Genomic DNA, 21,958 nt, shown 5'->3' with positions numbered 1-21,958 from the left:
TACCGCAGGAATGGATATGTACACGGTCCAACTGTGTTGACTGTCAGGCCGTCTTCGCAGGCAAGCCAGCTCCCACAGCGTTATCCGGTTTCGTCAGGGAAACCCGGTTACTTACCGGGCGTCAGGGTCAACCTTGTCTTGCCATACACCTTTTCAAAATTCTGCGGCTGCATCGGGAAGCTAAGGTACTGCGCCTTCAACGACGGGTCGATGCCGTTGGCATAGTTCGGGCTGGCCGGGTTGCCGGATTGGCCGATGCCGCCCTGGCCCATCATTGGCTCCGTCTGGCCGAAGTCGATGATCATGCGCAGCGCCGATACTTGGGTCGCGTTGAAATCCTGGCCCCAGCTATACGGCGCCGGGTTCAAGGTGTTGTGGTCGCCACCGCTGGCAAAGGGGCCGCGGATGACCTGGCCGCTGGTGTTTTTCCACGTGGTGCTGTGCAGCTTGCCCCACTGCCAGGCCTTGTGATCGGCGCCCAATTGGCTGTCGCCAGTAGTGATGGCGGCGGCCAGGGTGCGGGCCAGGATCGCGGGTTTGTCTTCTTTTTGCGTGGTACGCGTGTCATCCCAGAACGGGCTGTCTTCACGGCCCAGCAGGTGGTCGGCGATGGCCGAGTAGGACAGGCTGGCGTTGCTGACGAAGGCTTTCCAACTGGCGCTGTTTTCCGGGCCGAGTTTGTCGAGGAAGATTTGCCGGGCGCTTTCTTGCAGGAACAGTTCATAGATCGCCGCGTCAGCCGAGGTGGTTGCCAGCCGACCATCGAAGGCCATCAGGCGCTCCAGTGCTTCGCGGGCCTTGGCGCGTTCCGCTGCCGGCAATGCATCAATGGCCTGCTTGAGGGGCTGGGCCATGCCCGGCGCCTGGAACATGTTCTTGAGCTTGGCGGCGAAGAGGGTGGTCTGGTCGTACTGCATGGCGATCAGGCTGCGGCTGTCATGCTTGCCGGCGTTGGCCAGTTGCGCCAGGCGTTCGCTGCGCTCCGGTGCATCCCAGGCATTGGACAGCTGCATGCCGTAGCCTCGCGGTGCAGTGCGCTGGTTGGCGGTGCCGATCCAGCCCTGGGCCGGGTCTTGGTCGTAAGGATGCAGCATCGCGTCGGCGTAGCCGTCCCAGTCAAAGCGCGTGTCCCAGCCCGGCGATGGCAGCAGGCCTTCGCCTTCGCGGCGGTTGGGGAAACGGCCGGTGACCTGCCAGCCGATGTTGCTGGCGTCGGCGAAGATCATGTTCAGGGCGATGGCGCGAATCTCGCGGGTAGCATCCGAGGCCTTGCCGGCGTTTTGTGCGCGGGACAGGTCGAAGAACGCATCCAGGCTCTTGTCGTCCTTGAAGTCGGCGGTTTGCAAGGCCAGGCCAAGACCGCTGGTGAGCGCCTGGCTGCTGTTGAGCAGAGCGCCGTGGCGGGTTTCGTACACCACTTCGCGAATCGAGCGCTGGCCCTTGATGAAGAAGGTTTCGTTACGCACGCCGGCCGGCAGCCATTTGCCGTTGTTCTCGTAGTACAACGCGCTGCCCTGGCGTTTGACCTTCTCCAGGAACAGGTCCTGGGTGTCGCCCTTGACCGCGCTCATGCTCCACGCGACCTTGCCGTTGAAACCCGACAGCAGGGTTGGCAGGCCGGCAATCGAAGCGCCGACGGCCTGGTATTTCGGCGCACGAATCTGCACGTAGTTCCAAGGCGACGGTGCTTGTGGCTGGGCGGCGATATCGTTGGCCAACAGGCTCTTGCCGCTGCGGCTGCGTTGCGGGCCAATGGCCCAGTTGCTTGAGGTGGTGACGCCCAGGGCGTTGAGGCTGCGCAATTGCTGGCCTACCGTTTCCAGCCCGGCGAGGCCGGTGATCTGGCTCAGGTTGACGCCTTTGAGCTTGTCGGCTTCGGCCAGCGGGATGGGTTCGTCCGGTGCGCTTGGGGTGAGCCAGGCGAGTTTGTCGACGCCGACCTTTTGCGCCAGCACTAGGGATGAAAGCTCCTCCTGCAAGTTGCTCGACTGGCTGAAATTGAGCAGGCAGAACAGCAGCGCCGAATCTTCCGGCTTCCAGTACTCGGGCTTGTAGCCGCTTTGGGTCAGGTCCGCCGGCAGCTTGTCGCGGTAGCGGAATAGGTAGGCGTTGACGCCTCGGGCATACACTTCAAAGAAGCGTTTGAGGCGTGGCGATGAGGCGTTGTACAACTCGCCAGCGCTTTTCTTGAGGTTGGCCGCCCGCATGAAGCGGTCGACGTCCAGCACTTGCGGCCCCGACATTTCCGCCAGACGGCCCTGGGCCAGCAGGCGCAGGGTGACCATCTGGGTGATGCGGTCGCTGGCGTGCACGTAACCGAGGCTGAACAGTGCGTCGTGGAAGGTGTTGCTTTCGATCAGCGGCATGCCTTGGGCATTGCGGCGCACCGACACATTCTGCGCCAAGCCCTTGATCGGCTGCACGCCAGCAACGGGCGGCAGGGTGTCCTGGGTGTTCTGGAGCTGGCAACCGGCCAGGCCCAAGGCACTGACCACCGCCGCGGCAACGCCGAATCGGGGAAGGAAATGTAAGAGGGCTGGCGAGGCCATGGCAAAGCTCCTGCGGGGGGTAGCGTCAGTAAAGGCGCTACGTTAGTGAGCGCGGCGAAACGACGCAAGCGGGAGTTTTGGCAATTGCGTGAGAACTTGAAACAGCCGCCCATCGAGGTGGAGCTGGTTTAAGGCTTTGTAGGAGCGAGCTTGCTCGCGAGAAACCCATAGGCGCCGCGTTTACTCAGAAAACGCGCGCTATCGTTGACGTTTTTCGCGAGCAAGCTCGCTCCTACTCGTGCGGTTTAAGCACCGTGGCACTTCTTGAATTTCTTCTCGCTGCCGCACGGGCAAGGATCGTTGCGACCTACGTCCTTCAACGCATTGCGCACCGGCTCCTGGTGAGCGTGGCCGCAGTTCGGGCCGTGAACATGGCCGTGGTCGTGATCATGGTGGGCATGATCATGATGGTCATGATCGTGGTTGCAGTCAGGACCATGGACATGGGGTTGCTGTGTCATCGATGTTGCTCCGGAATAAAATCGCCGGGGATTATCTCGCCATTGTGTGCCACCTGCACGTCATTACCGATGAATAATCCGGTTTTCAGTTCGCCCTCTAAACGATAAGGCACGGGCCGGTCGGGATTTTTCAGCATCTGCACCACCTCACGCACCTGTGGCCAGAGGTTGGTGCGCACCGAGACCTTGAAGAATTTATGACCGCGTGGCGGTACGGTCAGCCACTCGTTGGACTCGCCTTCAGTCAACACCAGATTGCCCAGGCTGACCTTGTAGACCAGGCCGCGCACCGTCAGGTCGGCGTCGTCGCGGTTGTCCACGCGAAAGTACAGCTTGAATTTCTGTTCCAGCAGCTTGGCCCGCACCACTTCGACCTTGACCAGGGAAACGTGGGGCGGCGGCGTGTCGTCTTCGAACCAGGACGCGCAGCCGGTCAGGCCCAGGGTCAACGCCAGCATCAAGCTATACATCCGAAGCATGGCGTTATCCCCGTCGAGTGATTAGAAGTAGCTGGAACAGCACTTCTTGAATTTCTGCCCACTGCCACACAAACAGGCATCGTTACGTCCGGCCTTCACTTCTACCGTAGGGTCGATGAAGTACCAGCGCCCCTCATTCTGTACGAAAGAAGACTGCTCGCGGTGACTATGTTCACCCGTAGCGTCATGCCAGCGCGCGGTAAAGGTGACAAAGGCGTGCTCAGGCTGGCCGCCGAACACCTCGGAGCTTTCCACCTCAAGGCCCAGCCAGGTGCTCTGGGCACTCCAGGCGGCAATGGCGTCGCGGTCCAGGCCGGCCTGTTGCGCAGGCAATGTAGTGGCGACCAGGTAATCGACCAGGCCCAGCACATAGGCGCTGTAGCGCGAGCGCATCAACGCGCTGGCGCAGGGGGCCGGGTGACCGGCGTGATAATGGCCGCAGCAGGCATCCAGCAGATTGCCACTGCCGCACGGGCAAATGGATGTACTCATCGGGTTACCACCAATACTTTCCGAAGTTTTCCGGGTTGGCCCAGAAGCGGGCGTTGAGCCAGTCCGGCACCTGTTTATAGTCAAGCAGATCATAGGTAAACAGCGTCAGTACCTGATCATCGCGTTGGAAGCGTTCACCGGCTTGCAGGGCCAGGGAGAAAAAGTCGGTGTCCTTCCAGTCGCAGGCGCCCAGGTCGGTCAGCACGGCGATGCGGCTGGCGTTGAGGTTACGAATGCCACCGAGCAGGGTCAGGCCTTGGGGTTTGGACAAGTGCTCCAGGCAGTCGACCACCAGCGCCAGGTCGAAGCGCTGCACCGCGAGGCTTTCCGGCAACGGCCCTGGCGGGGCATAGAACACCTCGGTATCCGGGTGCGCAGCTTTGAAGGCATCCAGCGCCGGAAATTGGCTGGCGCCCACTAATAACAGACGTTTTGGCCTGTGAAGGTCCAGCAGGGCCGCCAAGGCTTGTTGGGGCGTACGGGCAGAAATTCCAGCGGTCATTGCAGATCCTCGCGTCAAGACCGTAGAGACTAGCGCGGCTGGGCGCGTGGGCCTAGAGCGCGGCGGTCGATAGCCGCCGGGGGAGAACTGAAGTTTTTTGATCCTTCACTGGCAAATCGCCGGTAGAAGTCGTTACTGTGCGCTCAAAGAAAAATTTGAAAACACTCAGGAGCCCCATGATGCGTAAGGTTTTTCTGTTGGCCCTGTTGGTCAGCCCCGTTGCCCTGGCCCAGAGCGTCAGTGTCGAAACCAATTCGTTGATGCGCTTGCCCAGCAGTACCAGCGTGTTGCAGCTCGAGCGCCTGGACGTGGCGGACTACGGCACCTTGCTGATTCCGGCCACCATCAGCCAGGTCACGGTGGATGAGCTGCACTTGGGGCGCGACGCACGCATCACCATTGTGCCTGGCAATACCGCCTTGCAAATGCAGGTACGCGAGGCGCAGTTGGAGCACGGTAGCCAGATCACCTCACGGGGCGCCCCCGGCACCCACGAAAAACCCGCCAAGGCTGGGCGTGATCTGACCTTGCGCATTAACTCGCTGACTGCCGAAGCGCTGTCGGTGGATGCCCGTGGTGGCGCTGGAGCCCAAGGATATGCGGGCCTGGACGGTGCCAACGGCGTGGACCCGGGTTGCACTTGGGGTTCAGCCGGGCGCGGCTTTAATGGCGATAACGGCGGCGATGGCCGGCCAGGGGCAGCGGGCGCCCAGGTACGCCTGGAGTTGCCGCAGGAATTCCCGGCTGAACAGATCAAGGTCTGGGTCGATGGCGGGGCTGGAGGCCTGGCGGGTGTTGCAGGTAAACCCGGCAAGGGCGGGCAGTCCAAGGGCTGCGTGGTGTACCGCGCCGATGGCGGCGAAAAGGGCCGGCCAGGGTTGGAGGGGCAACCGGGGCCGGCTGGGCCTGCGGGGTCTGTGACTATCCAGCGGCTCTGATTCGCCTGGTCTTACGCCATCGCGGGCAAGCCCGGCTCCCACATGTGGAATGCATGCCAATGTGGGAGCCGGGCTTGCCCGCGATGGTGTCAGAAAAAATAGCTCAGAACATCGGCCGAGCCGAAGCCACCGCCACCACCACCAACCCGACAATCAAGTTAATCCCCACCAACTTGCGAATCTGCCCCAGCGCAGCCGCGCCCGCCGGCCAATCTTCAGCCGCCACCGCTGCCTTCAGCTCCGGGAATTTCAACGCCTGGATGCGGATAAACAGCGCCGTCATCACCAAGTACAAGCCCATCATCACCTGCACATAGCGCGGCGCGGTTTCAAAACCACTGAAGCGCAGGTGCAGCAACCCCATGCCGCTGATCGGCAAAAGCACCACCGCCACCCATACCCATACAAAAAAACGTTGAAACACATTTGCCCATAACTTGAGCCGGGCAGGGCCCTCAAGCGCCGCCATGGCGGCGGGGCGCAGGATCATCCAGGCGAAAAACATGCCGCCGACCCAGATCAAGGCGGCCAGTACATGCAGGGTATAAGCGAGGCTAAACGCGGTCATTGTGGTACTCCGTTCTGCGCGGGATTAATTAGCGGGGTATGATAGCGGCCGATCCGAACCACTGAAAATTTATCCAGCGTTTTTTGCGCCCGACTATCCATGATCAGCACTGAACTCAAAACCACGATCCAGGGCGCCTATTCGCGTTTTCTCGAAGCCAAAAGCTTGAAACCGCGCTACGGCCAACGCCTGATGATCGCCGAAGTGGCAAAAGTCCTCGGGGATATCGACACCGACGACGAAGGCCGCCGCGAGGGTGAGCCTGCGGTAGTAGCCGTCGAGGCCGGTACCGGTACCGGCAAGACCGTGGCCTACAGCCTGGCTGCGATCCCTACGGCCAAGGCTGCTGGCAAGCGCCTGGTGATCGCCACTGCTACCGTCGCGCTGCAAGAGCAGATTGTCTACAAAGACTTGCCCGACCTGATGCGCAACAGCGGCTTGAACTTCACCTTCGCCCTGGCCAAGGGCCGTGGCCGTTACATGTGCCTGTCCAAGCTCGACGTATTGCTGCAGGAAGGCCACGCCCAAACCGCCACCGCCTCCTTGTTCGAAGAAGAAGGCTTCAAGATCGAGGTGGATGAGGTCAGCCAGAAGCTGTTTACCAGCATGATCGAAAAGCTGGCCGGCAACAAATGGGACGGCGACCGCGATAGCTGGCCCACCGCCCTGGAAGATTCAGACTGGGCGCGCCTGACCACCGACCACAGCCAATGCACCAACCGCCATTGCCCCAACTTCGGCCAGTGCGCCTTCTACAAGGCGCGCGAAGGCATGGGCAAGGTAGATGTCATCGTCACCAACCACGACATGGTATTGGCTGACCTGGCCTTGGGTGGCGGTGCGGTACTGCCCGACCCACGCGACACCCTCTATGTGTTCGACGAAGGCCACCACCTGCCAGACAAGGCCATTGGCCATTTCGCCCATTACACCCGCTTGCGCTCCACGGCCGACTGGCTGGAAACCACCGCCAAGAACCTCACCAAGCTGCTCGCCCAGCACCCGTTGCCCGGCGACCTGGGCAAGTTGATCGAGCAAGTGCCGGAGCTGGCGCGCGAGATCAAGACCCAGCAGCAGTTCATGTTCAGCGCCTGCGAGCAGGTTGCGGACTTCAAGCCCGGTGAAGACGTCGAGGGCCGCGAGCGCCCGCGCCATCGTTTTGTCGGCGGTATGATCCCCGAGCACATGCGCGAAATGGGCATCGAGCTGAAGAAAGGCTTTTCACGCCTGACCGACCTGTTCACGCGCCTGACGGATTTGCTCAAGGAAGGCATGGATGGCGAGGTCAATATCGGCATCGCCAGCAACCAGGCCGAAGAGTGGTACCCCTTGTTCGGCAGTCTGCTGTCTCGTTCCCAAGGCAATTGGGAGCTGTGGACCGCCTTTACCGTCGAAGACCCGGAAGACAACCCGCCCATGGCCCGCTGGCTGACGCTGTCGGAAAGCGGTGCGCTGTTCGATATCGAGGTCAACGCCAGTCCGATTCTCGCCGCTGAAATGCTGCGCCGCAACCTGTGGAACGTCGCCTACGGCTGCCTGGTGACCTCGGCCACGCTGACAGCCCTGGGCACCTTTGACCGCTTCCGCATGCGTGCCGGCCTGCCGAAAAAGGCCGTCACCGCCGTGGTGCCCAGCCCGTTTCATCACGCTGATGCCGGCGTGCTGCGGGTGCCGGACCTCAAGGCCGACCCACGGGACGCGGCCGCGCACACGGCGGCGATCATTCGCGATCTGCCGTCGCTGGTGGAAGGCTCCCGCGGCACGCTGGTGCTGTTCTCGTCGCGCAAGCAGATGCAGGACGTGTTCGACGGCCTCGACCGCGATTGGCGCAAGCAGGTGTTTATCCAGGGCAACCTGTCCAAGCAGGAAACCCTGAACAAGCACAAGGCGCGGGTCGACGGTGGGGATTCCAGCGTGTTGTTCGGCCTGGCCAGTTTTGCCGAAGGCGTGGACTTGCCCGGCGCTTACTGCGAACACGTGGTGATCGCCAAGATCCCGTTCTCGGTGCCGGATGACCCGGTCGAGGCCGCACTGGCCGAATGGATCGAAGCCCGGGGTGGTAACCCGTTTATGGAAATTTCGGTGCCAGATGCTTCACTGAAGCTGGTACAGGCCTGCGGGCGGCTGCTGCGTACCGAAGAAGACCGCGGCACCATCACCTTGCTCGATCGGCGCCTGGTTACCCAGCGCTATGGCAAGGCGATCCTCAATGCCTTGCCGCCGTTCAGGCGCGAAATTTCTTAAGCCACTGTGGGCGAAATCGCCCACTGCGTGGTCTATCTCATCACTATTGTCAGGCCAGTCATCGGCCGTTTGGGAGAACCTTGTTCGTATGATTCGCACGCTGCCCGCTCTTTTTGCCCTGCTGTTCGCTGCGCCGTTGATGGCGGCGCCCGAGGGGCAACAAACGCTGTTCAACTTCGTCAGGCCTGCCGATGTGGTCAAGGTGGCGACCCAGGACGCCAGCCTGCCGCAATACAATGCCGAACAAACGCCCGAAGGCGAGGTGCTGCGCCGTATCACCTTCAACCCGGCTGCCGAGCCGAGCCTGGTGCTCAGCCCGCAGACCGGTACGTGGGACTGGTCGCAATCGAGCGCCATGAGCCTGCGTATCCAGAGCGCGATGAACTGGGCGCTGACCCTTTACGTCAAGGTGCAAAGCGCCGACGGCAAGACGCTCGTCAGCCGCATCGACCTGCCGGCCGGCCCGGCGCAGACGTTGCTCGTCCCGCTGCAAGCCAACTCACCCCTGAGCCAGGGCATGAAGGCCGGCCCGCCGATGCCGATGACTGTGGATGGCCAGCGGGTATTGCTGGCCGCCAGCGCCGGGGAGATCGACCGCAGCCAGGTCGTCTCGGTGACCCTGTCGATGCTCAAGCCCAATGCCGCCCAAAGTATCCTGCTGGAGCGCTTCGGCGTGCAGGACAGCGAGCCGGTATTGAAGGCCGCCTACACTGAACTGGTGGACGCCTATGGTCAGTCCACCCGTGCACGCTGGCCGGAAAAGGTCAGCAGCGACGAGCAGCTCAAGGCATCGGCCGCCAAGGAACAACAGCAGCTCAAGGCCTGGCTGGCCGAGCGGGACAAGTCCTCCCTGGACCAATACGGCGGCTGGAAAAAGGGCCCGGCCTTCGACGCCAGCGGTTTTTTTCGCACCCAGAAGCGCGACGGCCGCTGGTACCTGGTGACGCCGGACGGGCATCCGTTCTACTCCCTGGGGGTGAACACCGTGGCGCCGGACAACAGCCAGACCTACGTGGCGGGGCGCGAGTGGATGTTCGCGGCGCTGCCCAAGGCCGGCGAACCCTTTGACAAGTACTACGGCAGCGACGACAGCCGCACCGGCAATGGCGCCGGCGAAGGTCGCGGCTTTGGCTCGGGGCGGTGGTACGATTTCTATGGCGCCAACCTGCAACGCACTTACGGCGGTGATGCGTTGGACCAGCCACGCTGGGTTACCCATACCCTCGATCGCCTGCAAGCCTGGGGCTTCAATACCGTCGGCAACTGGAGCGATCCGGACCTGGCCACTGCCGACCGCGTGCCGTACACCTTGCCGCTGTCGATTGTTGGTGACTATGCCAGCATCAGCACCGGCTCCGACTGGTGGGGCGGCATGCCCGACCCGTTCGACCCGCGCTTTGCCATGGCCACCGAACGCGCTGTGGCCATCGCGGCCCGCGACTACCGCGACGACCCGTGGTTGATCGGCTTCTTTGCCGACAACGAATTGGCCTGGGCCGGCCCCGGCGACGATGCCAAATCCCGTTACGCCCTGGCCTACGGCACCCTGCGCATGACCACCGACGTGCCGGCCAAGCGCGCCTTCCTCAAGCAACTACGCGATAAATACCGCAATGAAGAGGGGCTTTCCAAAGCCTGGGGCATTCACCTGGCTGGTTGGGAGCTGATGGAAGACCCAGGCTTTGAGCCGCCGATGCCCAGCCCTGAACACCCGGAGATCGAAGCCGACTTCAAGTATTTCCAGAAGACCTTCGCCGATGCTTACTTCAAGACCATCTCCGACTCGCTGAAGTGGCACGCGCCCAACCAGCTGTTGCTGGGCGGTCGCTTTGCGGTGAGCACGCCGGAAGCGGTCGCATCGTGCGCGCAGTATTGCGATGTGCTGAGCTTCAATATGTATACCTTAAAGCCTCAGGATGGTTATGACTTCGCCGCGCTGCGTGCGCTGGACAAACCGGTACTGATCACCGAATTCAACTTTGGCTCTGCCGACCGTGGCCCGTTCTGGGGCGGCGTGACGCAACTGGCCCGCGAAGAAGACCGTGGCGCGGCTTACACCACCTTCCTTAAGCAGGCCGTGGCCGAGCCGTCGATTGTCGGGGTGCACTGGTTCCAGTACCTGGACCAGCCGGTCACCGGGCGTCTGCTGGATGGTGAAAACGGCCATTTCGGCCTGGTCGGCATCACCGATGTACCGTTCCAGGGCTTTGTCGAAACGGTGCGCAGGAGCAACCTGGCCGCGCTCGACCAACTGGGCCGTGAGGCGCAGAAAGCCAAGGCCACCCAAGCGACGCGTGAAAGTGACGCCGCCAAACCTGGGCGTGACGGCAAAGGCGCCGGGCAGGGCGCCGGGCACCCTGGCGGGCATGCTGGGAATGGGCATTGATTCATCGTTGACGGGTTCACAAAACCCACAATGGCTGAAAGAATGGCGGCCACTTTTCATGGTGTTTTGCGAGGGGAATTAGGTGCAGATTCAGGGTCATTACGAGCTGCAGTTCGAAGCGGTGCGCGAAGCCTTCGCCGCCCTGTTCGATGATCCTCAGGAGCGTGGTGCCGGGCTGTGCATACAGATCGGCGGGCAAACCGTCGTCGACCTGTGGGCCGGTACTGCCGACAAGGACGGTGCCGAGGCCTGGCACAGCGATACCATCGTCAACCTGTTCTCCTGCACCAAGACCTTCACGGCAGTGACTGCCCTGCAACTGGTGGCTGAAGGCAAGCTCAAGCTCGATGCGCCGGTGGCCGATTACTGGCCGGAGTTTGCCGCTGCTGGCAAGGAAGCGATCACGCTGCGCCAGTTGCTCTGCCACCAGGCTGGGCTGCCGGCCATCCGCGAAATGCTGCCCACCGAAGCCCTGTATGACTGGCAATTGATGGTCGATACCTTGGCGGCCGAAGCCCCTTGGTGGACCCCGGGCCAGGGCCATGGCTATGAGGCGATCACCTACGGCTGGCTGGTTGGCGAACTGTTGCGCCGCGCCGATGGGCGCGGGCCGGGGGAGTCGATCGTGGCGCGGGTGGCACGCCCATTGGGGCTGGACTTTCATGTGGGCCTGGCGGATGAAGAGTTTTATCGCGTCGCCCATATCGCGCGCAGCAAAGGCACTATGGGTGATGAAGCCGCGCAACGGTTACTTCAAGTAATGATGCGTGAGCCTGCGGCGATGACTACCCGTGCATTTGCCAACCCGCCGTCTATTCTGACCAGCACTAATAAGCCCGAATGGCGACGCATGCAGCAGCCTGCGGCGAATGGCCACGGTAATGCGCGCAGCCTGGCCGGGTTTTATAGTGGTTTGTTGGACGGTAGTTTGCTGGAAAGCGACATGCTCGAACAATTGACCCGCGAGCACAGTATCGGGCTGGATAAAACCTTATTGACCCAAACCCGCTTCGGGCTGGGCTGCATGTTGGATCAACCGCAGTTGCCCAATGCCACGTTCGGCCTTGGGCCCCGTGCATTCGGGCATCCCGGGGCAGGGGGCTCAGTCGGCTTTGCCGACCCTGAACATGATGTAGCCTTCGGTTTTGTGACTAATACCCTGGGGCCTTACGTACTTATGGACCCGCGTGCCCAGAAGTTGGTCGGAATATTGGCCGGTTGTCTATAAACCCCTTGCTGTTTCACAATTTTTTGTTACAAAGGCAAGTATAAAAAAGATGCTGAACGACATGTTGTAACTTGAATGTTCTTTTAGCGTCTGTTTAACGGGTCCCGCGACCCCCTGTTTTTTCTCATTTTGTGGATATCTCATGTTATCGAACAAGTCTTTGGCACTGGCGCTGTGCCTCACTATTACGGGTTGTGCACAAACTCCACAAAATGATGCCGAAGGTGGGCATTGGTGGTCATTTGGATCTGACAAAGCTGCAACCAAGGATCCAGTGGCTCAGACCGACGCCAAGCCGGATGCCAAGCCCGACGCCAAGCCGGCCGCGGGTGCCAAGCCTGTTGAACCTGTCGCCGCCGCAGCAGCGCCTGCCAAGGCTGACACCGGTTACAGCTGGTGGCCGTTCTCCACCAAGAGCGCCGAAGAAAAAGCTGCCGACGCCAAGGCTGACCTGAAAGCCGATCTCAAGGCGGCAACCCCGGCCTCGGACGCTGCGCCTGTCGTCGCCAAGACCGACAGCGAGCCGCGCTGGTGGTGGCCGTTCGAAAGCAAGCCAAAGCCGTTGGCCAAGGTCGATGTGACCAACGTACAAATGCCTGACCCGAAAATCACCCAAGCCTGGCTGGACGAATACGAACCACGCCTGCGTGCGGCCATCAAGGACAGCAACCTGCAACTTGAGCGCCGTGACAACACCCTGGTGGTGATTGCCCCGGTAGACGGTTCCTACAACCCCAAGCGCCCGGCCATGTTGCTGCCGGTGACCCTGGGCCCGTTCACCCGGGTGGCCAAGGCCGTTGAAGCTGACCCCAAGACCGCCGTACTGGTGCTGGGCCACGTTGATGCCACTGGCAGCGCTCCCGCCAGCCAGGCGTTGAGCAAGGAACGTGCGCAGTCCATTGCCTCGATTTTCAGCCTCAGTGGTCTGAAACAGGATCGCTTGATGCTGCGTGGCATGGGCGACCTTATGCCGCGTGCCGCCAACGACAGCAATCAGGGGCGTGCGCTGAACCGTCGCATGGAAATCATGTTCACTCAGCGTACAACGATGTTGGCACTGCTGAGCAAGTACAACTCGGGCAAGACCCCGCCCGTAGCTGAAATGGTCGCAGTGCAAAATGTGCCTGCGCCAGCACCGGCAGCTAAAGCGCCGGCCAAAAAGGCCACGGCCAAGAAAGCGGCGGCCAAGCCAGCGGCTAAAAAGGCTGCGGCCAAGCCGGCTGCCAAGAAGCCGGCGACTGCCAAAGCCAAGGCGGCACCTGCTTCGAACGACCAGGCGAAAAACTGAGCTGTTGAACCACAAGGATAAAGCCGCATGACCCAGGCACTGGCCGATATGCGCCGTGACTACACACGGGACGGTTTGAGCGAGGCCCAGGCCCCGGACGAGCCGTTTGCGTTGTTCCACCAATGGTTTGGCGATGCGGTGAAAACCGAACAGCCGCCAGTGGAGGCCAATGCCATGACGCTGGCGACGGTCGACCAGGACGGTCGCCCGCACTGCCGCATCCTGCTGCTCAAGGGCCTGGATGCACAGGGCTTTACCTTCTTTACCAACTATCAGAGCGCCAAGGGTGAACAACTCGCGGCGCGGCCGTTCGCGGCCATGACCTTCTTCTGGCCAACCCTGGAGCGCCAGGTACGCATTGAAGGGCGCGTGGTCAAGGTCACGCCTGAAGAGTCGGATGCTTATTACCAGGTGCGCCCATTGGGCAGCCGCCTGGGCGCTTGGGCTTCTCCGCAGAGCAAGGTCATTCGTGATCGCGAAGAGCTGCAGGCGCTGCTCGAGGCCACTGAAGAGCGTTTCAGCGATACCCAGCCCGATTGCCCCGAGCATTGGGGAGGGTACCGTTTACTGCCCGAGCGCATGGAGTTCTGGCAAGGCCGTGCCAGCCGCCTGCATGATCGCCTCAACTATCGTTTGCAAGACGGCCAATGGTCCCGCGAGCGCCTGGCGCCCTGAGCGTCACCTTTCGTCATCCCACCTGAATCAACACCGTTGCGTCGAAGTCTCTGTTCAAGAGACTTCGGGCGCTTTGGGCTGTGCGGCTACACTGATCAAGCCGGTTATGGCATCGTTGTGTACCCTGGCTTGGTTACCGTTCGTCGAGTTCTCTGGTGCTGGCAGTCTGTACTCAGGCTGAATGAAAGCAAGTTTCTGCCTGGCGCGCCGTGACACGCGCCAAGCCACAGCGTTTAATGAATACCTGTCCTTTGGAGTTGATGCTATGCGTAAGTCCGTTTTACTAGTTGCCTGCTTTACTACCCTGTCGTTGCTGTTGGGTGGCTGCGCCTCGAGTCTGACCGGCGACTCGTACTCTCGCGATGAGGCGCGTCGTGTACAAACCGTTCGCATGGGCACCATCGAATCCCTGCGTCCAGTGAAAATCGAAGGTACCAAAACCCCAATCGGCGGCGCTGCGGGCGCAGTCATCGGCGGCGTTGGCGGCAGCGCCATCGGTGGCGGCCGTGGCAGCATCGTCACTGCTGTGATCGGCGCAGTTGCGGGCGGCCTGCTGGGCTCGGCCACTGAAGAAGGCCTGACCCGCACCCAGGGCGTGGAAATCACCGTGCGTGAAGACGACGGCAGCATGCGCGCCTACGTACAAGCCGTGCAGGAAAATGAAATCTTCCGCATTGGCGACCGCGTACGCATCATGACCGTCGACGGTACCAGCCGCGTGACTCGCTAAGCCTTAAACTACAGGCGAAGAAAAACCCCAACCGGGTGACCGGTTGGGGTTTTTTTTGTAGGAGCGAGCTTGCTCGCGAAAAACGTAACGATAACGCGTGCTCACTGAATGAACGCGGCGCCTGTAAGTTTTTCGCGAGCAAGCTCGCTCCTACTTCAATTATGCAACGACGGCTTTCTTGCGACTCGCCATCGCCGTCACCGCATACCCGATAAAGGCCGCCAGGATCGACCCGGTCAGAATCCCCATGCGATCTTCCCCGGCAAACTCACTGGCGCCTGGCACAAACGCCAGGGAGCCGACGAACAGGCTCATGGTGAAGCCGATCCCGCACAGGATCGCTACGCCCAATACCTGGCCCCAATTGGCGCCGCTGGGCAGTGAGGCGATGCCGGTCTTGATCGCCAGCCAGGTGAGGCCGAACACACCGACGGTCTTGCCGATCAACAGGCCAGCAGCGATGCCCATGGGCACGGAGTGGGTGAAGCTCTCCAGGCTGACGCCAGTCAGAGAGACCCCGGCATTGGCGAACGCGAACAGCGGCAGGATGGCGTAGGCCACCCACGGGTGCAGGGCGTGTTCCAGGCTCAGCAGCGGTGAGGTTTCGGCATTCTTGGTGCGCAGTGGAATGCAGAACGCCAGGGTTACACCCGCCAACGTTGCATGTACACCGCTCTTGAGCACGCACACCCACAGGATCAGGCCGATGATCATATACGGCCCCAGCTTGATCACGCCCAGGCGGTTCATCGCAATCAGCGCAATCAAACACGCCCCCGCGCCCGCCAGGGATGCGGTGGACAAGTCAGCGGAATAGAACAGGGCAATGACGATGATGGCCCCAAGGTCATCAATAATCGCCAGGGTCATCAGGAACAGCTTCAGCGACACCGGTACGCGCTTGCCCAGCAGGGCCAGAACCCCCAGCGCAAAGGCAATGTCGGTGGCCATAGGAATCGCCCAACCAGCCAGGGCGGCGGGGTTGTCCTTGTTCAGCGCCCAATAGATCAGCGCCGGCACCACCATGCCGCCGATGGCCGCTGCGCCAGGCAGCACCACTTGGGAAGGCTTGGACAGGTGGCCATCCAAAAGCTCGCGCTTGACCTCCAGGCCGATCAGCAGGAAAAACAGGGCCATCAGGCCATCGTTGATCCATAGCAGCGCCGGCTTGGCGATTTTCAGCGCGCCAACCTGTGCAACCACTGGCGTGTCGAGAAAGGCGTTGTACAGGTGCGACAACGGTGAGTTGTTGATAATCAGCGCCAAGGCGGCAGCGGCGATCAACAACAGGCCACTGGCGGCTTCCAGCTGGAAGAAACGGGTGAAAGTGCTACGCAGAGGCAAGGGATGCTCTCCAATCCAGGTTCAATAGATGGGTACCCTAACCCGTACCGTTAGTTGTTAAAACAAAAGTTATATTCTTATTTGTTATAAGAGATGGCCCCGGACATCGGTGAGCCAAAGACTAGCAATTGTGTGTCCAATTGCGTCGTCACTGTATCTGTGTGGAGTGTAGGAAACATCTTAAGATCACCGCTGAAAACCTTTAGAGAAGCCACCATGAGCGACCACCGTACCTGGGCCCGAGAAGCCATTCGCATCATTGAAGCGGACTTCCAGCGCAGCGCCGATACCCACCTGATCCCGCTGCCATTACCGGGTTTGCCAGGCATCGAGTTGTACTTCAAGGATGAGTCCAGCCACCCCACTGGCAGCTTGAAACACCGGTTGGCGCGCTCGCTGTTTCTGTATGCGCTATGCAATGGCTGGCTCAAGCCGGGCGCCCCCGTTATCGAAGCGTCCAGTGGCTCCACGGCAATCTCGGAAGCCTACTTCGCGCGCTTGCTCGGCTTGCCGTTTATTGCCGTCATGCCCGCAACTACGTCTCAAGAGAAGATCGCCCAAATTGCCTTCTACGGGGGCAAAAGCCATCTGGTCCAGGACCCGACGCAGATCTACGCCGAATCCGAACGCCTGGCCCAGGAAAGCGGTGGTCACTTCATGGACCAGTTCACCTACGCCGAACGTGCCACCGATTGGCGAGCGAACAACAATATTGCCGAGTCGATCTTCCAGCAGATGCGCTTTGAACAGCACCCGGAGCCGAGTTGGTTGATTTCCAGCCCTGGCACCGGTGGCACCACCGCGACCCTGGGCCGCTACGTGCGTTATCGCCAGCATTGCACCCGCGTGTTGTGTGCCGATGCCGAACGCTCGGTGTTCTTCGACTTCTACCAAAGCGGTGACGCGAGCCTGCGCCTGGACTGTGGCTCACGGATTGAAGGGATTGGTCGGCCTCGGGTGGAGGCATCGTTTCTGCCGGCGGTGATTGATGCCATGGTCAAGGTGCCAGATGCATTGTCCCTGGCGGCCATGCATTACCTGGCGCAGCGTTTGGGGCGACGGGTTGGTGGTTCCAGCGGGACCAACTTGATCGGTGCGCTGATGGCGGCGCAACAGATGAAAGTGGCAGGGGCGTCGGGGTCGATTGTCGCGATCTTGTGCGATGGCGGAGAGCGTTATGCCACGACCTATTATGATCAAGCGTGGCTGGCGGGGCAGGGCTATGAGCTGGAGGGTTTGATCGCGGCTGTAGCAGCAAGTGTCGAACGCGGTGAAGCGCTACCCGATAGCATCCTGCGCGCCAATATCTGACACCCTGCGAAACAGTGTGGGAGCTGGCTCCCACCTTTGAATGTATTCACACATTAAATTCTGTAAACCCGTTCAGCTGTGGGAGCTTGCCCGCGAACAGGCCCTCCCAGTCGATACACCTCTAACTCTCCTGCGCTCTGTAGGCCCCCGGCGTCAACCCCGTCCACTTCTTGAACGCCCGATGAAACGCCGACGGTTCGGAAAACCCCAACTGTTCGGCGATCTCCTGCAAAGACAAATCCGCCCGCCCCAAGTGGTAAATGGCGATATCCCGGCGTAACTCATCCTTCAATGCCTGAAAACTCGTGCCTTCTTCGCGCAGATGCCGGCGCAGGGTCTGTGGACTGATGTGCAAGTGCTGGGCGACGGCATCCAGGTCTGGCCAGGGTGTGCGGTCGCGGCTTAGCAGGCGGCGCAGCTGGCTGCTCAGGCTGTCGCCTTCATCCGGCCGGGATAACAAGTCGGCAGGGGAGCGCTGCAAGAAGTGCTTGAGGGTGCGTTCATCCTGCAACAGCGGCAGGCTCAGGTAGCGGCTGGGAAACACCAGGCTGCTGGTCGGCGCACCGAACACCTGGGGGCAGGGGAACAGCAGGTCGTATTCACCGGCATGGGCCGGCATCGGGTAACTGAAGGTGGCCTGCTGCAGCCGGATACGCTGGCCGATCAACCAACTGCCCAGGCGATGCCAGATCACCAGCAGGCATTCACTGAGAAAGTGGTCCGGGTCCCATAGCTGCGAGTCGTCCAGGCTCAGGCGCGCCATGTCGCCTTCTTTGGTCAGCTGCCAGCGCGGGCCTTGCGGGAACAGGCTATAAAACAATAAGCCGCGCTCCAGCGCCTTCTCCAGCGTACGGCAATGAATCAGCGCGTGGCACATCATGGCAAAAGTGCCACGTTTGCTCGGCTCTTCGGCAAACCCCAGGTATTCGTCATCCAGCCCCAGCCAGAGCATTTGCAACAAGCGGGTAAATTGCTCTGGAGCGATGCGGGCGCGGGGCTCGGTCAGCAGTTCCGGGGTAATGCCCACCTGCTGCAACACCCCCGAGTAGTCAAAACCGACTCGGCGCGCACCGCCGAGGGCTGCTCGGGCGTAATGGCTGGCGATGGTACGTTCACGCATGCAAGGGCCTCATCCATGGAGTGGCGGATGGTAGCCATCACCCGGCGGGGCGACAAGGCGGATATCCGCCAAATTGTAGGACGAGACAGGGTGGGTGGGCGGAAATCCGCCACCTTGTTGCGCGCCTCGGAGTCGCCCGTAAACCCCAAGCCCTGATGTCTAAAGGCCTTCAGCGCGTTTAAGCAAAGTGGCACGCTGTTTGCGATAGGGATTACAGCGCAGGCTTGTTCCTACAGGCTTGGCAAACAACAAATCCCTCCAGTGCAGGAGGGTTCGCAATTCAAGTGCCGTGGGCAATGGCGGATATTTGCCACACGGGACGATTGAGGAACTTTGCAATGACGACTCGTCAGCCACTCTACAAATCCCTGTATTTCCAGGTGATCGTCGCAATCGTTATCGGTATCTTGCTCGGCCACTTCTACCCGCAGACCGGCGTGGCCCTCAAGCCACTGGGTGACGGCTTTATCAAGCTGATCAAAATGGTCATCGCCCCGATCATCTTCTGTACCGTGGTCAGCGGCATCGCTGGCATGCAAAGCATGAAGTCGGTCGGCAAGACCGGCGGCTACGCGCTGCTCTACTTCGAAATCGTTTCCACCATCGCCCTGCTGATTGGCCTGGTCGTGGTCAACGTGGTGCAGCCGGGCGCCGGCATGCACATCGACGTCGCTACCCTGGATGCGTCGAAAGTCGCGGCCTATGTCACTGCCGGGGCGGACCAGAGCATCGTTGGCTTCTTGCTCAATGTGATCCCGAACACCATCGTCGGCGCCTTCGCCAACGGCGACATCCTGCAAGTGCTGATGTTCTCGGTGATCTTCGGTTTCGCCCTGCACCGCCTGGGTGCCTACGGCAAGCCGGTGCTGGACTTCATCGATCGCTTCGCCCACGTGATGTTCAACATCATCAACATGATCATGAAGCTCGCGCCAATCGGTGCCCTGGGCGCCATGGCGTTCACCATCGGCGCCTACGGTGTCGGTTCGCTGGTGCAGTTGGGCCAGTTGATGATCTGCTTCTACATCACCTGCATCCTGTTCGTGGTGCTGGTGCTGGGCGCTATCTGCCGCGCTCACGGTTTCAGCGTGTTGAAGCTGATCCGCTACATCCGTGAGGAACTGCTGATCGTACTGGGCACGTCTTCTTCGGAATCCGCACTGCCACGCATGCTGATCAAGATGGAGCGTCTGGGCGCGAAGAAGTCCGTGGTCGGCCTGGTGATTCCAACCGGTTACTCCTTCAACCTCGACGGTACGTCGATCTACCTGACCATGGCGGCCGTGTTCATCGCCCAGGCGACCGACACCCACATGGACATCACTCACCAGATCACCCTGCTGCTGGTGCTGCTGCTGTCGTCCAAAGGTGCTGCTGGCGTGACCGGTTCGGGTTTCATTGTACTGGCCGCTACCCTGTCGGCCGTTGGCCACCTGCCGGTTGCCGGCCTGGCGCTGATCCTGGGTATCGACCGCTTCATGTCCGAAGCCCGTGCCCTGACCAACCTGGTGGGTAACGCAGTTGCCACCATCGTTGTGGCCAAGTGGGTCAAGGAACTGGACACCGACAAGCTGCAAAGCGAGCTGGCGTCTGGCGGTACCGGTATCTCCGAAACCCGCGAGCTCGATGACCTGGGCGTGGCTGAAGGCCCGGCGCCTGTCGTCAAGTAAGTGGCTGCTGGCGTGAACTGACGCCAACGCTATCCGCAAACGCCCCGACTGGTTCGGGGCGTTTGCGTTTCTGGCGGGATGCTACGGATATTTTTGGTTTACAGTGAGCGCGACAGTACTTACCGGAGGCCTGATGGACAGTGTGGATCTGAACGTCCTGCGCAGCGTGCTGCAATGGCGCCGCGCCGGGCAGCGCGTGATGTTGTACAGCGTGGTGCAAACCTGGGGCAGCGCGCCGCGCCCGCCAGGAGCAATGCTGGCCCTGCGCGGTGATGGTGTGGTGATTGGTTCGGTGTCGGGCGGTTGCATCGAGGATGACTTGATCGCGCGCCTGCAGGACGGCCGCTTGCCTGCTGACGGCCCGCCCGTGCAGTTGGTGACCTACGGCGTCACTCGCGACGAGGCGGCACGTTTTGGCCTGCCCTGCGGCGGCACCCTGCGGCTCACCGAGGAGCGCGTGGAAGAGTGGGGTTGGGTCGAAGCGCTGCTGGCGCGTTGTGAAGATCACCAGATTGTCGCTCGCGAGCTGAACCTGGCCACCGGCGAAGTGACCTTGAGCGCCGCCAGCAAGACTGACGTGGTGAGCTTCGACGGCGAACGCTTGCGCGCCATCTACGGCCCGCGCTGGCGCCTGCTGCTGATCGGCGCCGGGCAGCTGTCGCGCTACGTAGCGGAAATGGCGCGCCTGCTGGATTTCGAAGTACTGATCTGCGACCCCCGCGAAGAGTTCGTCTACGGCTGGGAAGACCAGCATGGCCGCTTTGTGCCGGGCATGCCCGACGAGGCGGTGTTGAATATTCATACCGATGAACGCACGGCCATTGTCTGCCTCACCCACGATCCACGTCTGGATGACATGGCGTTGCTGACGGCGCTGAACTCCACGGCGTTCTATATCGGCGCCCTGGGTTCGCGGGTCAATACCCAGAAACGTCGGGAGAACCTGGCCGCGCTGGGCCTGTCGGCGGACGCCATCGCGCGTCTGCACGGGCCGATCGGCCTGCACATCGGCAGCCATACGCCGGCGGAAATTGCGCTGTCGCTGATGGCGGAAATTGTTGCGATCAAGAACGGGGTGGCACCGATGCAGAAAAAGCCGTTGGCAGTGGTGGCCCAGTGACGGTGACCGCAATTGTGCTGGCGGCGGGGCAGGGCAGTCGTTTTCGTGCCGAAGCCGGAGCTGATCAAGACAAGTTGCTCGCCGCTTGTGTGGGGCTGGATGGCGTTAGTCGGCCGGTCATTGAGCAGGTGCTGGCGAATCTGCCGGCGACGCTTGTTGAACGCTGGGTGGTGACCTTGCCGGAGCGCCGTGAGGTGATTCGGTTGGCTGAGGCGCATGGTTGCAAGGTCCTGCTGTTGGAGTCGGCCGGGATGGGCGACAGCATTGCCGCAGCTGTTGCCGCCAGCGCTTCGTCAGAGGGCTGGCTAGTGGTGCTGGGGGATATGCCGTTTATTCGATCCGCGACGGTTGAGCGTGTGCTGGCCGATCCGGGAAGCATCACTGTGCCGGTGCATGCCGGGCAGTATGGGCATCCGGTGGCTTTTGCGCGTGTATGTGGGCCTGCATTGATGGCGTTGACCGGGGACCGTGGCGCGAAGCCTTTGTTTGCGCAAGCGCAGGTGCGGGGCGTGCAGGTGGATGATCCTGGCGTGCTGTGGGATGTGGATGTGCCGCAACGGTTGAATTTTACCGCAGGTTAAGTGTGGGTGTTGGCTTGCCTGTGATAGCCATAGGTATCTACACAATTTAGAGCCGGCGCTGGACCTGTGGCGAGGGAGCTTGCTCCCGTGACGGCCTGATAGCTGGCGCTTATCTACCTGACACGCGACCATCCAAATGTGGGAGCTGGCTTGCCTGCGATGGCGGCCTGACAGTCAACACAGCTGAATTGTGTGCATATCCATTGCTGCGGTAACGGCCACTTAGGGTTCCGCCCTGACGGCGGCTCACTTTGCAAAAGCGGCAAAGTAAG

19 protein-coding genes are annotated in these 21,958 nt (G+C 61.3%); 11 read left to right on the top strand and 8 right to left on the bottom strand.

The annotated features are described in order from the left end of the window. Positions 1 to 107: 107 nt before the first annotated feature. The 5 genes from DK871_RS25820 to DK871_RS25800 form a co-directional block, all read right to left on the bottom strand. Entirely contained in the window at positions 108 to 2,549 is a 2,442-nt protein-coding gene (locus tag DK871_RS25820) for a penicillin acylase family protein (protein ID WP_161907135.1), read from the bottom strand. Between the two features lie 245 nt (positions 2,550 to 2,794). Continuing rightward, the gene (locus DK871_RS25815) at positions 2,795 to 3,010 is read right to left on the bottom strand and encodes an SEC-C metal-binding domain-containing protein (protein WP_032893155.1); all 216 of its coding nucleotides are present in this window, start codon (positions 3,008 to 3,010) and stop codon (positions 2,795 to 2,797) included. Then, a complete protein-coding gene (locus tag DK871_RS25810; protein WP_032893153.1) occupies positions 3,007 to 3,489 on the bottom strand; it encodes an LEA type 2 family protein in 483 nt (160 codons plus the stop codon). The genes DK871_RS25815 and DK871_RS25810 overlap by 4 nt, the downstream gene beginning before the upstream one ends. A gap of 21 nt (positions 3,490 to 3,510) precedes the next feature. Continuing rightward, the gene (locus tag DK871_RS25805; protein ID WP_003189238.1) at positions 3,511 to 3,981 is read right to left on the bottom strand and encodes a YchJ family protein; all 471 of its coding nucleotides are present in this window, start codon (positions 3,979 to 3,981) and stop codon (positions 3,511 to 3,513) included. A 4-nt stretch (positions 3,982 to 3,985) separates the two neighbouring features. After that, positions 3,986 to 4,483: a DUF6231 family protein gene (locus tag DK871_RS25800; protein ID WP_161907134.1), complete on the bottom strand. Its 498-nt coding sequence runs from the start codon at positions 4,481 to 4,483 to the stop codon at positions 3,986 to 3,988. A gap of 179 nt (positions 4,484 to 4,662) precedes the next feature. Here DK871_RS25800 and DK871_RS25795 point away from each other — a divergent pair, with 179 nt between their 5' ends. Further along, complete coding sequence (locus DK871_RS25795) at positions 4,663 to 5,421, top strand: collagen-like protein (RefSeq protein WP_161907133.1); 759 nt, start codon at positions 4,663 to 4,665, stop codon at positions 5,419 to 5,421. A gap of 103 nt (positions 5,422 to 5,524) precedes the next feature. Here the strand turns inward: DK871_RS25795 and DK871_RS25790 are convergent, their stop codons facing one another. Continuing rightward, a complete protein-coding gene (locus DK871_RS25790) occupies positions 5,525 to 5,989 on the bottom strand; it encodes a CopD family protein (protein WP_003189242.1) in 465 nt (154 codons plus the stop codon). A gap of 99 nt (positions 5,990 to 6,088) precedes the next feature. Here DK871_RS25790 and dinG point away from each other — a divergent pair, with 99 nt between their 5' ends. The 6 genes from dinG (at position 6,089) to DK871_RS25760 (ending at position 14,540) form a co-directional block, all read left to right on the top strand. Further along, the gene (gene dinG, locus DK871_RS25785; protein WP_032893148.1) at positions 6,089 to 8,233 is read left to right on the top strand and encodes an ATP-dependent DNA helicase DinG; all 2,145 of its coding nucleotides are present in this window, start codon (positions 6,089 to 6,091) and stop codon (positions 8,231 to 8,233) included. Between the two features lie 88 nt (positions 8,234 to 8,321). Continuing rightward, positions 8,322 to 10,619 carry a beta-galactosidase gene (locus DK871_RS25780; protein ID WP_161907132.1) on the top strand — a complete coding sequence of 766 codons (2,298 nt, stop codon included), beginning with the start codon at positions 8,322 to 8,324 and terminating at the stop codon, positions 10,617 to 10,619. Positions 10,620 to 10,701: 82 nt separating this feature from the next. Further along, a complete protein-coding gene (locus DK871_RS25775) occupies positions 10,702 to 11,847 on the top strand; it encodes a serine hydrolase domain-containing protein (protein WP_161907131.1) in 1,146 nt (381 codons plus the stop codon). A 142-nt stretch (positions 11,848 to 11,989) separates the two neighbouring features. Continuing rightward, on the top strand, positions 11,990 to 13,135 hold the full coding sequence (locus DK871_RS25770; protein WP_084570955.1) for an OmpA family protein: 1,146 nt from the start codon (positions 11,990 to 11,992) through the stop codon (positions 13,133 to 13,135). A 27-nt stretch (positions 13,136 to 13,162) separates the two neighbouring features. Continuing rightward, the gene (gene pdxH / locus DK871_RS25765) at positions 13,163 to 13,810 is read left to right on the top strand and encodes a pyridoxamine 5'-phosphate oxidase (RefSeq protein ID WP_161907130.1); all 648 of its coding nucleotides are present in this window, start codon (positions 13,163 to 13,165) and stop codon (positions 13,808 to 13,810) included. A gap of 265 nt (positions 13,811 to 14,075) precedes the next feature. Continuing rightward, positions 14,076 to 14,540, top strand: coding sequence for a glycine zipper 2TM domain-containing protein (locus tag DK871_RS25760; protein WP_003189251.1), 465 nt, complete (start codon positions 14,076 to 14,078; stop codon positions 14,538 to 14,540). 159 nt (positions 14,541 to 14,699) lie between these two features. Here the strand turns inward: DK871_RS25760 and nhaA are convergent, their stop codons facing one another. Next, complete coding sequence (gene nhaA, locus DK871_RS25755; RefSeq protein WP_032893143.1) at positions 14,700 to 15,884, bottom strand: Na+/H+ antiporter NhaA; 1,185 nt, start codon at positions 15,882 to 15,884, stop codon at positions 14,700 to 14,702. A 216-nt stretch (positions 15,885 to 16,100) separates the two neighbouring features. Between nhaA and DK871_RS25750 the strand changes: the two genes are divergently transcribed. Then, positions 16,101 to 17,195: a PLP-dependent cysteine synthase family protein gene (locus DK871_RS25750; RefSeq protein ID WP_161907129.1), complete on the top strand. Its 1,095-nt coding sequence runs from the start codon at positions 16,101 to 16,103 to the stop codon at positions 17,193 to 17,195. 121 nt (positions 17,196 to 17,316) lie between these two features. Here DK871_RS25750 and DK871_RS25745 read toward each other — a convergent pair whose 3' ends face one another. Next, positions 17,317 to 18,315, bottom strand: coding sequence for an AraC family transcriptional regulator (locus DK871_RS25745; protein WP_161907128.1), 999 nt, complete (start codon positions 18,313 to 18,315; stop codon positions 17,317 to 17,319). Between the two features lie 338 nt (positions 18,316 to 18,653). On the opposite strand from DK871_RS25745, the gene DK871_RS25740 reads away from it, so the two are divergent. The 3 genes from DK871_RS25740 to DK871_RS25730 all read left to right on the top strand — a co-directional run bounded on the left by DK871_RS25740 (position 18,654) and on the right by DK871_RS25730 (position 21,686). Continuing rightward, positions 18,654 to 19,985 (top strand): dicarboxylate/amino acid:cation symporter, encoded by a 1,332-nt coding sequence (locus tag DK871_RS25740; protein ID WP_161907127.1) that lies wholly within the window; start codon positions 18,654 to 18,656, stop codon positions 19,983 to 19,985. 133 nt (positions 19,986 to 20,118) lie between these two features. Continuing rightward, entirely contained in the window at positions 20,119 to 21,105 is a 987-nt protein-coding gene (locus DK871_RS25735) for an XdhC family protein (protein ID WP_161907126.1), read from the top strand. Further along, positions 21,102 to 21,686 (top strand): NTP transferase domain-containing protein, encoded by a 585-nt coding sequence (locus DK871_RS25730; RefSeq protein WP_161907125.1) that lies wholly within the window; start codon positions 21,102 to 21,104, stop codon positions 21,684 to 21,686. The genes DK871_RS25735 and DK871_RS25730 overlap by 4 nt, the downstream gene beginning before the upstream one ends. Positions 21,687 to 21,958: the final 272 nt, after the last annotated feature.

It is taken from the genome of Pseudomonas sp. L13 (genome assembly GCF_009935965.1).
Lineage (GTDB): Bacteria > Pseudomonadota > Gammaproteobacteria > Pseudomonadales > Pseudomonadaceae > Aquipseudomonas > Aquipseudomonas lactis.
This window is presented reverse-complemented; position numbering and strand designations above follow the sequence as displayed.

Bases quoted from the DNA above. Each gene is read 5' to 3' on its own strand.
- DK871_RS25820 (WP_161907135.1), bottom strand. From the start codon at position 2,549: ATGGCCTCGCCAGCCCTCTTACATTTCCTTCCCCGATTCGGCGTTGCC.
- DK871_RS25815 (WP_032893155.1), bottom strand. From the start codon at position 3,010: ATGACACAGCAACCCCATGTCCATGGTCCTGACTGCAACCACGATCAT.
- DK871_RS25810 (WP_032893153.1), bottom strand. From the start codon at position 3,489: ATGCTTCGGATGTATAGCTTGATGCTGGCGTTGACCCTGGGCCTGACC.
- DK871_RS25805 (WP_003189238.1), bottom strand. From the start codon at position 3,981: ATGAGTACATCCATTTGCCCGTGCGGCAGTGGCAATCTGCTGGATGCC.
- DK871_RS25800 (WP_161907134.1), bottom strand. From the start codon at position 4,483: ATGACCGCTGGAATTTCTGCCCGTACGCCCCAACAAGCCTTGGCGGCC.
- DK871_RS25795 (WP_161907133.1), top strand. From the start codon at position 4,663: ATGCGTAAGGTTTTTCTGTTGGCCCTGTTGGTCAGCCCCGTTGCCCTG.
- DK871_RS25790 (WP_003189242.1), bottom strand. From the start codon at position 5,989: ATGACCGCGTTTAGCCTCGCTTATACCCTGCATGTACTGGCCGCCTTG.
- dinG (WP_032893148.1), top strand. From the start codon at position 6,089: ATGATCAGCACTGAACTCAAAACCACGATCCAGGGCGCCTATTCGCGT.
- DK871_RS25780 (WP_161907132.1), top strand. From the start codon at position 8,322: ATGATTCGCACGCTGCCCGCTCTTTTTGCCCTGCTGTTCGCTGCGCCG.
- DK871_RS25770 (WP_084570955.1), top strand. From the start codon at position 11,990: ATGTTATCGAACAAGTCTTTGGCACTGGCGCTGTGCCTCACTATTACG.
- pdxH (WP_161907130.1), top strand. From the start codon at position 13,163: ATGACCCAGGCACTGGCCGATATGCGCCGTGACTACACACGGGACGGT.
- DK871_RS25760 (WP_003189251.1), top strand. From the start codon at position 14,076: ATGCGTAAGTCCGTTTTACTAGTTGCCTGCTTTACTACCCTGTCGTTG.
- DK871_RS25750 (WP_161907129.1), top strand. From the start codon at position 16,101: ATGAGCGACCACCGTACCTGGGCCCGAGAAGCCATTCGCATCATTGAA.
- DK871_RS25745 (WP_161907128.1), bottom strand. From the start codon at position 18,315: ATGCGTGAACGTACCATCGCCAGCCATTACGCCCGAGCAGCCCTCGGC.
- DK871_RS25740 (WP_161907127.1), top strand. From the start codon at position 18,654: ATGACGACTCGTCAGCCACTCTACAAATCCCTGTATTTCCAGGTGATC.
- DK871_RS25735 (WP_161907126.1), top strand. From the start codon at position 20,119: ATGGACAGTGTGGATCTGAACGTCCTGCGCAGCGTGCTGCAATGGCGC.